Annotated in this window: 10 protein-coding genes; all 10 read left to right on the top strand. The window is 34.3% G+C overall.

Annotated features, from left to right (window positions below):
* Window positions 1-90: 90 nt before the first annotated feature.
* The 10 genes from ACTJJ9_RS00680 to ACTJJ9_RS00635 all read left to right on the top strand — a co-directional run bounded on the left by ACTJJ9_RS00680 (window position 91) and on the right by ACTJJ9_RS00635 (window position 12,678).
* The gene (locus tag ACTJJ9_RS00680) at window positions 91-300 is read left to right on the top strand and encodes a hypothetical protein (protein ID WP_145581015.1); all 210 of its coding nucleotides are present in this window, start codon (window positions 91-93) and stop codon (window positions 298-300) included.
* Between the two features lie 702 nt (window positions 301-1,002).
* Entirely contained in the window at window positions 1,003-2,073 is a 1,071-nt protein-coding gene (locus tag ACTJJ9_RS00675; protein WP_440768347.1) for a branched-chain amino acid aminotransferase, read from the top strand.
* A 405-nt stretch (window positions 2,074-2,478) separates the two neighbouring features.
* Window positions 2,479-3,417: a VanW family protein gene (locus tag ACTJJ9_RS00670; protein WP_145581013.1), complete on the top strand. Its 939-nt coding sequence runs from the start codon at window positions 2,479-2,481 to the stop codon at window positions 3,415-3,417.
* Between the two features lie 291 nt (window positions 3,418-3,708).
* A complete protein-coding gene (locus tag ACTJJ9_RS00665) occupies window positions 3,709-4,530 on the top strand; it encodes a Cof-type HAD-IIB family hydrolase (RefSeq protein ID WP_145581012.1) in 822 nt (273 codons plus the stop codon).
* A 73-nt stretch (window positions 4,531-4,603) separates the two neighbouring features.
* Window positions 4,604-5,644, top strand: a complete 1,041-nt coding sequence (locus tag ACTJJ9_RS00660) for a LacI family DNA-binding transcriptional regulator (protein ID WP_145581011.1) — start codon at window positions 4,604-4,606, stop codon at window positions 5,642-5,644.
* A 124-nt stretch (window positions 5,645-5,768) separates the two neighbouring features.
* Window positions 5,769-6,560 (top strand): HAD family hydrolase, encoded by a 792-nt coding sequence (locus ACTJJ9_RS00655; RefSeq protein WP_145581010.1) that lies wholly within the window; start codon window positions 5,769-5,771, stop codon window positions 6,558-6,560.
* Window positions 6,561-6,773: 213 nt separating this feature from the next.
* Window positions 6,774-8,987: an AAA domain-containing protein gene (locus tag ACTJJ9_RS00650; RefSeq protein ID WP_440768346.1), complete on the top strand. Its 2,214-nt coding sequence runs from the start codon at window positions 6,774-6,776 to the stop codon at window positions 8,985-8,987.
* Window positions 8,988-9,337: 350 nt separating this feature from the next.
* Window positions 9,338-9,664, top strand: coding sequence for an ArsR/SmtB family transcription factor (locus ACTJJ9_RS00645; RefSeq protein WP_095300101.1), 327 nt, complete (start codon window positions 9,338-9,340; stop codon window positions 9,662-9,664).
* Window positions 9,665-9,685: 21 nt separating this feature from the next.
* Window positions 9,686-11,779, top strand: coding sequence for a heavy metal translocating P-type ATPase (locus tag ACTJJ9_RS00640; RefSeq protein WP_145581008.1), 2,094 nt, complete (start codon window positions 9,686-9,688; stop codon window positions 11,777-11,779).
* 170 nt (window positions 11,780-11,949) lie between these two features.
* Entirely contained in the window at window positions 11,950-12,678 is a 729-nt protein-coding gene (locus ACTJJ9_RS00635; protein ID WP_255451816.1) for a cytochrome c biogenesis protein CcdA, read from the top strand.
* Window positions 12,679-12,688: the final 10 nt, after the last annotated feature.

Below are 12,688 nucleotides of genomic sequence, written 5' to 3'. Positions count from 1 at the left end.
TCAAATGTTTCTTTTAAAAATAAAATTTCGGATAAAATCAGCTGTACATCAAAAACTAACGATAAGGAATTTCGTTAGGAGGTGAACAGGATGAAAACAGCAACATTTACATTACATAATGAGAATAAAGACAATTACCGTGAACTTGAAAATTTTCTCTTAACCATCGATGGTATTGAAAGAGCATTAATTGATGTAAATGACGGTGATTTAAAGGTTGAATATGATGAAGATTTAATAAGTGAAGAAAACGTTATAGAAGAGCTTAAAAATAAGGGGATAGCCATTAATCAACGATAATAGATAATTAAATAATCTACACATTAAGAGGCAGTAGTATATACTGTTTCTTTTTTACTGTAATAGCTGCCACATACTTTCATCAAACTTTTACCACTTTTATTTTTATTTCTACCATAAAAGACATACTATGATTTCAAATTAATACTAGTTAAAAGAAAGCAAAGAACATAATTATAGAAAGAAGATTAAACTTTTCTATGTATTAATATCGATTCATTTTGATACTAATGATAATAAAGCTGAAATGAATGTGTGATGGTATTGTAATAAAAGGTTAAATATGTTCTTTCTGGACAAACAATAATGGAAACAGTTAGAATTGGGACTCAGGGAATACGAAAATAGACATTGAAATAAACTGTTTTAACAAGAATTAAGAGTTATAGAGTTTAATAATGAAAATCAATCCATTTGAAAAACTATTAGTTGAGAATAATGAATAGTTTAGTAAATATAGACTTATCTCTAGACAAAATTAAATAAAATGAATTTCATCAACAAGATAAATGCTCCATAATTAGTTTACAATTAACACATTTTTTTATTTTTATAGATTATTTTGAATCTTTTGTCGAAAAACAGTTGTTAATTATATGAGAAAAGTTATAAAATAGGTTAACAGATATTTCGTTATTAGAAGAAAGTTATTATTTCGATAATAGCTAAGTTTAATTTTATTTTGAACTGGGAGAGTTAGCTATGACAAATAAGATCAACATTACCCTAAGTACAACTAGAAAAGAAAAACCGAATCCATCATCTTTAGAGTTCGGACGTGTATTTACAGATCACATGTTTGTAATGGACTATAGTGAGACAAAAGGCTGGTATGATCCACGAATCGTTCCTTATGAGCCAATTAGTCTTTATCCATCAACAATGGTGTTCCATTATGGGCAAACGGTTTTTGAAGGTTTAAAAGCATACCGTACGAAAGAGGATAAAATTTTCTTATTTAGACCTGACAAAAACTTTCAACGGTTAAACTTATCAAATGATCGTCTCTGTATTCCACATATTGATGAAGAGTTTGCAGCAGAGGCATTGAAGCAATTAATTTCCATTGAAAAGGATTGGATTCCAAGTGCACCTGGAACGTCCCTTTACATTCGTCCATTTATTATACCTACTGAATATTATCTGGGTGTTGCTCCATCTAAATATTATCGATTTATGATTATTCTTTCACCGGTAGGTTCTTACTATAAAGAAGGTATTAAGCCTGTAAAAATTTATGTTGAGGACAATTATGTTCGTGCCGTTAAAGGTGGAACTGGTACAGCAAAAACAGGTGCTAACTATGCAGCAAGTTTAAAGGCACAGGAAAATGCAGAAAAGAATGGGTATTCACAAGTTCTTTGGCTAGATGGACTTGAGAAAAAATACATTGAAGAAGTCGGCAGTATGAATATTTTCTTCAAAATCAACGGGGAAGTCGTAACACCAGCACTTAACGGTAGCATTTTAGAGGGTGTAACAAGAAACTCAATCATTCACCTCTTAAAACATTGGGACATTCCTGTTAGTGAGAAAAGAATATCGATGGAAGAAGTTTATCAGGCCTATAAAGATGGCCTCCTTGAAGAAGCATTTGGAACAGGTACAGCGGCCGTTATTTCGCCAATCGGTGAATTTTTCTATAATAATGAAAAAATGGTTCTTAACAATGGTGATACTGGTGAACTATCGAAAAAATTATACGATACATTGACAGGGATCCAAACAGGTAAACATGAGGATTTATTTAATTGGATCGTTGAAGTTAACTAATAAATAGTAAAAAAATGGAGATCGCTTTTTAATAGTGGTCTTCTTTTTTTGTAGTAAAACAAATGCTTTCTCCGTTACTTTTTTGTAACAAAGTAAAAAAAATGAAACATTTCCCATTATTAAAACGTCTTACTATATAAGATGAAAAATAAAAAATTTAATTTTTATGTTAACCATTTTATGAAAATTATAGTAAAATGAAAATTAAACAATTTATGATTTTCATCCTAGTGAAAGGTAATTTTTAACACTGCTAAGGATATTTTATTATTTCCTGAATATAAATGTAATTGTTGGTAATTGGATTATAAGATATAAGGGGTGTTTACTAAAGGCAATTTATAAAGTGGGTTAAATTACTAAAAAAATAGAAAGAATATCTTAGTGGGAAATGTGGGAGAGAGAATGTACAAAAAATATGTTTCTTCGATACTATTATTATTAATGGTTTCAGGTTGTAGTACTGGTTTTGCAAGTGGTTCTAAAGAAGATGAACCGCTAACAGTGAAAGCGATGGGAAGCAGCACGTTTCAGCTAGCTGAGAAGTCTGTGGAATTTAATGTAGACTTATTACACCCAACAACTAAAGAAGTACTATATTCCTATAAACCGACATTAGCGGTAAATTCTAAAGAGTATGAGCAACAATTAAAAACACTTGCGGATGAATTAGCAAGCAAATTAGACCAACCGATGGTTCCAGTAAAACTATCAAATGGTCAGCTGACAAAGGGTCAAAGTCGTGTCGTTTTAGACGAAGACAAATTAGTCGAATCATTAAAAAATATTCGTGCCCTTGACAAATCAATTGTATTGCCAATCGAAGAAAAAGCACCTAATGTCACACAGGAGACCGTTAAAGGTATCGATGAGGTCGTTATTGGAACTTATAAAACGACATTTAATGCAAGTATAAAAGGGCGAACACATAATATTGCATTATCAGCAGGAGCGATAAACCAAATCGTTTTAGGGCCAGGAGATCGCTTTTATTATAATTTAGTTGTTGGTGAACGAACACCTGAAAGAGGATACCAAAAAGCAATGGAAATAGTTGATAAAGAATTTGTAGAAGGTATTGGCGGTGGGATATGTCAAACATCATCAACTCTGTACAACGCGGTAATGAATGCAGGATTAGAAGTGATAGAAGTTCACTCACATTCACGTTCAGTTGGTTATGTGCCAACTGGTAAAGATGCAACAGTTTCCTGGAACGGTCCTGATTTTAAATTTATAAACAATAAAGATTATCCTGTAATGATAAAAACAATAGTCGATACAGCTGGTGGTTCAATTGAAGTGCAAATCCTAACTTCGAAGGAAGCTGCAGCAAAATTATAATAAGAGGGTGACTCAAAAGGGTCTGACCCCTCCAAAAACACTTGTATATAGTTAACTAACCTTATCATTAGTCTATATACCAGTGTTTTAAGGGGTCTGAACCGTTCATTTTGAGCCAGTCTCTTTTTTCATATGTTGCTATTGAATCGAAGAACAGTCTAATTTTATATATATTTAAAGCAATTATCTTTAAAGAAAACATGAAGAAAGTCTAATTCAGCCAAATATTCCTTTTATGTTAAATTTATAGTAGGATTATAGGTACTTGCATATAGAAAGGAATTTTAAAACATGACATATAAAATGATTGTACTAGATTTAGATGATACACTACTACGTGACGACCACACAATTTCGGAACGTACAAAAAAAGCATTAATGGATGCACAAGAAAAGGGTGTTAAGGTTGTCCTTGCTTCGGGAAGACCAACATTTGGAATGAAACCAATTGCGAAAGAGCTTTCATTAGCGAAATATGGTAGCTTTATCTTATCCTTTAATGGCGGAAAAATAATTAACTGCCAAACAAATGAAGAACTCTTCAGCAGTACTCTATCAATTAACCAAGTTCACGATTTATATGATATAAGTCGTCGAGAAAATGTGTATATTCATACATATGTTGGTGATGAAATCATCACAGACCAAGATAATCAATATACGACAATCGAATCTGAATTAACAGGATTACCAATTCGCGTCGTGCCAAATTTTAAAGCGGCAATCACCGAGCCTGTTGTTAAATCATTAATGGTTGATACACCCGAAAAGTTAATAGTAGTTGAGGAAAAACTCCAAGCTGAATTAGCTGACGAATACAGTGTCATGCGTTCAAAGCCATTTTTCTTAGAGTTCACAGAAAAAGGTGTGACAAAAGGGACAAGTCTAAATCAATTGATTAACGAATGTGGCATTAAACGTGAGGAAGTAATTGCAATAGGTGATAGCTATAATGACCTTTCAATGATTGAGTTTGCTGGTCTAGGCGTTGCAATGGGAAATGCACCTGAGGATATAAAATTAGTCGCAGATTATGTAACCGATACGAATATGAACGACGGCGTTGCAAAGGTTGTTGAGCAATTTATTCTTAATCAAGCCATTTCAGTATAAGTTGGTTCTTAAATCAATAAATGGGTAAGGAAAGAAAAAAGTTATCGTTTTGACTGTTTAATGAGGTGTACAAATGGGTAAAAAGGTTACCATTCAGCAAATTGCCGATTATTTAGGAGTATCAAAATATGTCGTGTCACGGGCATTATCCGGAAAAAGTGGAGTAAAGGATGCAACTCGAGATAAAGTTCTTGAAGCTGCAAAACAATTAGGCTATCAACCTCAAGTACTTGCAAACGCCAAAGATCCGCTTCATTCTACTAAAGCAGGGCAAAATAATGTACTTGTCGTCTTACCTAAAAGCCAATATCAAGACTCAATTTATTGGGGAAGAATTATTGATGGAATATCAAATGAGTTAGAAGGTCATTCCTTAGGTATCATCATGATGACAGAATCGGATAGCTTTTCATCTGTTATAAACCCCAAAGGTTTCATTGGAATTATTTGTGTCGGACATATTTCAACTAACATTCTATTAGAATTTAAAAAATGGGAGATTCCAGTCGTATTAATTGATGATGAAGAGCCATTATTTTCGACTGATACTATTTTTGCGAATAATTTCGATAGTAGCTTTCAACTAACGAATTATTTAATTGGTCTCGGTCATCGAGATATGATTTTTATTGGAGATATATACTTTTCAAGAAGCTTTTATGACAGATGGTTAGGTTTTCGCAGTGCACTTGAATCTCATCAATTAGTCCCGAAAACAAATGAAGTTTATCTTGAAAAAAGAGAAAAAGATTATGAGGAAATGATTATCAGCGCAAAAAAATGGCTCGAGACAGCTTTTGCTCGTAATGAAATGCCTACAGCAATTGTCTGTGCTAATGATTCAATTGCTTTATACATGATAGACTTACTAAAGGCAAAAAAGCTTAACATTCCAGAAGATATTTCGATTACAGGTTTTGATAATATAGAAAGCTCATATTTAAACTCGCCAACATTAACAACGATTCATGTTCCAAAAGAACAGCTAGGAAAAAAGGCTGTTACAGTATTAATCGACCAAATTCATAGCAGGAAGGAACAGTTCGAGAAAATATTGCTTACATGTGAATTAATCATAAGAGAATCTACAGCAAAACTTAAAAGTTTAATTTAAAGAATAGACAAAATTTTTATAGTTTTCTAAAATTCTATTTACATATCTATTAATTCTCTGTAATCTATTTTGTAAATAGGATAAATATAAAGCAATTGCCGCACAGAGAATTGGAGGAGCAAAATTGATTAAGGCTATTTTTTTTGATTTAGATGATACATTACTATGGGATCAGAAAAGTGTTAAAGAGGCATTCGTTGCTACTTGTAAACTCGCAGAGGCCGAATTTGGTATTGATGCAGAAAAGCTTGAAGAAGCTGTCCGCCAAGAGGCTAGAGAATTGTATTCTTCTTATGAAACATATGAATTTACACAAATGATTGGAATAAACCCTTTTGAAGGACTTTGGGGGAATTTCCTTGATGATGAAGAAAATTTCAAAAAAATGGCGAAAATCGTTCCTTCATATCGGAAGGATGCTTGGGCACGAGGACTAAAGGCATGTGGAATCGATAACAGTCAATTTGCTGCTAAACTAGCAGAAGAATTTCCTGCCCAAAGACGGAAAAGCCCCTTTGTATATGAGGAGTCTTATAAGGTTTTAGATACGTTAAAAGAGGACTATCGTCTCCTTCTCTTAACAAACGGTTCACCTGACCTACAAAATACGAAATTAGAAATTACTCCAGAGCTTGTTCCATACTTTGAACATATTATTATTTCTGGTGCATTTGGTCGCGGTAAGCCGGATCCTTCCATATTTGAGCATGCTTTAGAAAAAATGAACCTATCAAAAGATGAAGCGATCATGGTCGGAGATAATTTAATGACAGATATTTTAGGTTCATCACGTATCGGGATGAAATCAGTTTGGATTAATCGACATAATAAAGAGAGAAATGAAGTAACCCCAACATACGAAATCACACATCTAGAGGAATTATACCCAATATTAGCTGAGTTAAATAACAAGTAACGAATCAGAAAGCAGCCTGTTAATGAAATGCCTTATAAACGTTAGACTTCAATCTAATATTTATAAGGCACTTCACAAGCAGGTTGCTTTTTTATGTTGTTTTAACCCATTCCTATTCTCTAATCTCTATAATACTAGAATAGATTTTTACTTTTCAAAATGGTATAGTTAGCATTCACATACAAGGAACATTTTTTAAGGAAGCTGAAAATCATGAAATCAACCAGTTATTATTTAAAAGTATGGCAAAAGGCATTGCGAGCAGAAATCAATCATTTGAAAAATATTGGCCGCTCAAAATATCCGTTAATAAATGGCCAGTTAATGAAAAAGGATGAGGGCTATACATATTTTTTTGAAACACCTCGTCAGCTAAACATACCAATCGGTTCAATTATTGCAATTGAACCAATTTCACTTAAAGGAAGAATATTATCTTCAGAAGGAAAAAGTGTCATTCTTTCTATTGATGCATCATTAGGAACAATGTTAGATGATCTATTTCTCGTTTATGACCCATGGGAATTGTTAAATGAACTACATGAACGCTTAGAAGAAATAAAAGATAATAAGCTCAAAAGGGCACGAATAAAAAGGTTAATGAATCCTGCAAATGAAACGAAACATCCGCAAAAACCATTTAAATCAAATGTCCACGAACTTATCATTCGTAGCAAATATAATCCCGTTACATTTGTATGGGGACCGCCTGGTACAGGTAAAACGTACACACTTGCACGAGTTGCAGCAAATAAATATGTGAAAGGGCAAAAAGTATTAGTTCTAGCACAAAGTAACCAAGCTGTTGATGTGTTAATGGCAGAAATCTCTCATTTTATCAATAAAAAAGGAAAGTCTCGTGAAGGAGATATTTTACGATATGGCAATCAAGCAGTTTTAGAAGCAAATACATCGATTACTGCTAACAATTTATTGCTTAAGCATGCCCCAGAGCTCGTTGCGAAACGAACACATTATCTCGAAGAACGAAATAGCCTTAAGCAAATACTTGGACAATCTTATAGTAAACGCGACTCTGAGGAGTTATTAGAAATTGAACGTAAACTTGCTCAAGTAGTAGAGAAAATTCGTCAAAAGGAAATTCAATTTGTAAAGGATGCCGAAATAGTAGGGACGACGTTAGCGAAAGCTGCCACCGATCCGATTATTTATGAAGCAAACTATGATTTGGTGATAATTGATGAGGTAAGCATGGCATACGTACCGCAAATTGGCTTTGCCGCAACACTTGGCAGTCGTTTAATTATATGTGGGGACTTTAAACAGCTACCTCCAATCGCAACAGCTAAGCATCCATTAGTCGATTCGTGGTTACGTGAAGATATATTTCATAAAGCAAATGTAATCGATTGGCTAGAAGATGGAGCAACAGATACTAGCCCACATGCTCAGCTTTTTATCTTAAAGGAACAACGGAGGATGCATCCAGAGATATCTGCATTTACAAATCATTATATTTATCATTCATTAGTTGACGACCATGAAAGTGTGAAAAAATCAAGAAATTCAATTGTTGAGAGGGCTCCATTTCAAGGGATGTCTTCCGTATTATTAAATAGCAGTGGGATGGGCAATTATTGTCTTCGTGAAAAAACTTCACATTCAAGGTTTAATCTATGGCAGCTATTCCTTTCATTTCAAGTTATTCATGAAGCGTATTTAGCAGGGGCACGATCTATTGGATATGTTACACCTTATCGTGCTCAAGCTGAATTTATGGATACATTGCTTGCTGATATTTACCAGAAAGAATTATTCGACGCAGATATTATTTCTGCAACTGTCCATCGTTTTCAAGGAAGCGAACGCGATGTGATGGTATTTGATACAGTTGAAAGCAATCCACAAACAAGGCCAGGTATGCTGCTTATTGGAAGAGATAGTGAAAGATTAATAAATGTAGCGATCACACGAACTAGAGGGAAATTTATCCATGTAAGTGATCACAAATATATTCAAGCGCATGTCTATCGCAGCAAGACAATTAGAAAGCTTGTCGAATACCAAATAGGGCATAAGCAAAAGATTGATCCACACCTGATTGGTAAATGGATCAAACATCAACATCCTAAATTATTATGGTTTCATGCGAAAAAGCTTGACCGTTTTATTGATGATTTAAAAAAGGCAAAGCGCTCGATTATTATTGGACTTCCGCCAAACAAACAGTTAACAAAAGAGTGGGAAGGTTTATTATCACAACGAAATAAGTCTGTTCAGATTACGTACATTCCAGCGGAAAATCCAGATCGAGAGACACTGTCATTTCCCTTCATAATCATTGATGAACAATATCTTTGGGTAGGTATGCCTTTCGAAGCATCAGTAAATGTCACGCCACCATCTATTGCTACTCGATTGCATTCTGAACCACTTATTCGATTGTTTCTTACTCAACTCACGTAAGGAATATTAATTAATTTACAAACTTTTTTCGACATATGTTATAAGAGGGAAAAAGCAAAGGGAGACTTGAAATTGGCAAAAATCGCTAAAAAGGCTCCCGAATTCCTTAAAAAAACAAGTTTCTTCAAATGGACATGAATATGTAGGTTTACCATTGTACTATGAAATTCTTATATGAACGTTGAACACTATCACACGAAAAGTAATGGCTCGAGGAGAACTTGGCAACATATTAAATACAAATATGGTAAATATGATTGACAATAGTCAAAAAATTTTTTACACTTTTATTATATTATATGAACACATACTCATATTTTGATATATACTATGACAAAGAGGTGTTTGAAATGGATGAAGCAAAAAATGATGAAAAATATGACCTAGAACAGCTTGATGAAGAAACGTTATTCATTGTTTCTCAAACATTTAAAGCATTAAGTGATCCTACTCGAATCAGAATCTTGCATTTATTGTCACATAAAGAACATTCTGTAAATGAAATTGCCGAGAAGCTATCACTTTTACAATCAACGGTTTCACATCAGCTACGTTTTTTGAAAAATTTACGGTTAGTCAAGTATCGCAGAGAGGGGACCACTCTTTTTTACTCTCCAGATGACAACCATGTGATGAATGTATTACAGCAAACAATTAACCATGCTCAGCACCATTAAGTTTAAATGGAGTGAATCTTTATGGAAGAATATAAGGTCAAAGGTCTAACATGTGCAAATTGCACTAGGGAATTACAAGAGGAAATTAATCGATTACCATCGGGTGAAACTGCCACATTAAATTATAATAGCGGTAAGCTCCGAATTGCCAATACGGTAGATATGGAAAAGGTAACAAAAATCCTTTCCTCAGATGGTGCTTATATTGAGACAGACCAATTTGAGCAAGATCATCAGCATAAGCATACACATTACCATTCAAAAGTAAATTGGCTAACAATATTATCAATCTCAACGATTTTTTATTTTGCCGCCTTTTTTGCTGAAAATTGGCTTAATGAATATGTGGCAATTGCTCTTTTCCTTGCTGCAACCGTACTAAGTGGCTACCAAACCTTTATTAAAGGCTTAAAAAATTTAGTAAAATTGAAATTTAATATCGAGACACTAATGACGATCGCGCTTATCGGTGCATTATCAATAGGTGAATGGAAGGAAGGAGCACTTGTTGCGATTCTTTTCGGCCTTAATGAATATTTAGAAGGCTTAGGAATGGAAAAAGCGCGTAGATCGGTGGAATCACTTTTAAAGGTTGCCCCAAAAGAGGCAACAGTTCTTGAAAATGGAGAAGAGCATCTTGTTCCTATTAAGTCCTTAAAGGTAAATCAAATTGTTCTCGTTCGTGCAGGTGAAAAGGTTCCTTCAGATGGAGTCATTATCGAAGGAAATAGCTCAGTGAATGAATCTGCGATAACTGGTGAATCAATGCCAATCGAAAAATCAGTAAATGAACCAGTGTTCGGTGGCAGTATTAACAACGAAGGACTTCTGAAGGTGAAATTAACAAAAGCATATAATGATTCATCTTTAGCAAAAATTCTTCACCTTGTCGAAGAAGCACAAGAGACGAAAACACCAACAGAATTATTTATTAATAAATTTGCCAAATATTATACACCGCTTATCATGGTTATTTCGGCAATGGTTATGATCGTTCCTCCTCTTTTGTTTAATGGGAGCTGGGGAGATTGGTTTTACCAAGGATTAGCAGTATTGATCGTTGGCTGTCCATGCGCACTTGTCTTATCATCACCAATTGCGATTGTCTCAGGGATTACGAAAAATGCTCGAAACGGTATTTTAATTAAAGGTGGCGTCTTTTTAGAACAATTAGGAAAAATCACAACGATTGCCTTTGATAAAACAGGAACGTTAACGAAGGGTGAGCCTCACGTTGAAGAGCTTATTGCATATGACCCAGAGTTTTTACAAATTGCTGCTTCGATTGAGAAATCATCATCACATCCAATCGCCAAGGCTATCATAAACGAAGCGAGAAATATACCTTTAATTGAGCTGGATGAAATAACTGCATATTCAGGTACTGGAATTGTTGCGAAAGGAAACGGCACGACCTATTATTTAGGCAATGAAAAACAAATTCAGCATCTTGCTTTATCTGATAACGTTCAAATCGACCTTCAAAGATTAAAGGATGCTGGGATGACTGTCGTGCTTTTAGCAAATGAGTCTACCGTCCTTGGTATGATGGGGATTGCTGATAAAATTCGCGAGGAAAGTGCAGCCATCATTAAAAAATTACACGGTTTAGGGATCTCAAAAACAGTTATGTTAACAGGTGACCATGAAAAAACTGCCGAAAAGGTTGCCAAGAAGATTGGATTATCGACGTATTTAGCTGGACTATTACCAGAGGAAAAGGTAAAGAAAATCTCAGAGCTTTCTCAAAAAGGAAAGGTAGCTATGGTAGGGGATGGAATTAATGATGCACCAGCCTTAGCGACTGCAGATTTAGGAATTGCAATGGGGAAAGGAACGGACAGTGCAATCGAAACTGCCGATATCGTTCTAATGCAGGATCATTTAGGAAGGCTGCCTTCAGCAATTAAAACAGCGAAAAAGGTAAATTCGATTATTAAAATCAATATCACCCTGGCACTAGGTTTAAAACTTATTGCTCTTCTATTAACAATCCCAGGTCTATTAACTCTTTGGATCGCGATACTGTCAGATATGGGAGCAACAATACTAGTGACATTAATTAGCTTAACTGTTTTATATGAGAAAAAAACCAATGACAAATTACAAGCATAACGACAATCTTATGGTAGAATAGATGCAGCAGTTGATTTCTTGATTTTCATGAAATCTTACTGCTGCTTTATCATGTATTTTATATAAATAAAAGAGTTCGAAAACGTTCACAACTCTTCTGTTATCATTTATGATGAAATCGCTATAATACTACTATGAGGGGGGATTCTGTGGAAAATATAACATTTATCATGGCCTTTTCAGCGGGGCTACTTGCATTTGTATCACCATGCTGCTTACCTTTATATCCATCGTTTGTTTCTTACATAACAGGGATGTCTATTAATGAATTAAAGGGTGACAAGGATACCCAGCATAAAAAAAAGATATTGCTGCATTCGATCTTTTTTTCTTTAGGCTTCTCCGTCATTTATTACATATTAGGCTTTTCATTTAGTGGAATCGGTCAACTTTTTAGTGAACACCAAGATTTGATACGGATGCTAGGTGGGATTTTCATTATTTTAATGGGGTTATTTATGTTGGAAGTTTTCCAGCCTAAATTTATGCTAAAGGATACCCGTGTCCAAAAAAAGCGAAGCAATGTCGGCTATTTAAATTCATTTCTTATTGGATTAGGCTTTGCGGCAGGATGGACTCCATGTATCGGTCCGATCTTTGGTGTTATCATGTATGCAAGTGCGCTCAATCCATCACAGGCGTTCATTAATATTACAGGCTATTCACTAGGATTTTGCTTACCATTTATCGTATTAGCATTTTTCATTGGTAAAACAAAATTCATTGTTAAACATTCACAAAAGCTAATGAAAATTGGTGGCGTCATTATGATTATTTTCGGTATATTGCTTTATTTTGATCAAATGACTTTTTTAAATATATGGTTTTCTAATTTGCAATACCGATTAAATGATTGGATACATACAATAACAAGCTAACTTTATATGT

This window comes from Metabacillus sp. 22489 (genome assembly GCF_052044855.1).
Taxonomy (GTDB): Bacteria; Bacillota; Bacilli; order Bacillales; family Bacillaceae; genus Metabacillus; species Metabacillus niabensis.
The sequence above is the reverse complement of the archived record's forward strand: the minus strand, read 5'-3'. Positions and strand labels throughout refer to the sequence as shown.

Bases quoted from the DNA above. Each gene is read 5' to 3' on its own strand.
- ACTJJ9_RS00680 (WP_145581015.1), top strand. From the start codon at position 91: ATGAAAACAGCAACATTTACATTACATAATGAGAATAAAGACAATTAC.
- ACTJJ9_RS00675 (WP_440768347.1), top strand. From the start codon at position 1,003: ATGACAAATAAGATCAACATTACCCTAAGTACAACTAGAAAAGAAAAA.
- ACTJJ9_RS00670 (WP_145581013.1), top strand. From the start codon at position 2,479: ATGTACAAAAAATATGTTTCTTCGATACTATTATTATTAATGGTTTCA.
- ACTJJ9_RS00665 (WP_145581012.1), top strand. From the start codon at position 3,709: ATGACATATAAAATGATTGTACTAGATTTAGATGATACACTACTACGT.
- ACTJJ9_RS00660 (WP_145581011.1), top strand. From the start codon at position 4,604: ATGGGTAAAAAGGTTACCATTCAGCAAATTGCCGATTATTTAGGAGTA.
- ACTJJ9_RS00650 (WP_440768346.1), top strand. From the start codon at position 6,774: ATGAAATCAACCAGTTATTATTTAAAAGTATGGCAAAAGGCATTGCGA.
- ACTJJ9_RS00645 (WP_095300101.1), top strand. From the start codon at position 9,338: ATGGATGAAGCAAAAAATGATGAAAAATATGACCTAGAACAGCTTGAT.
- ACTJJ9_RS00640 (WP_145581008.1), top strand. From the start codon at position 9,686: ATGGAAGAATATAAGGTCAAAGGTCTAACATGTGCAAATTGCACTAGG.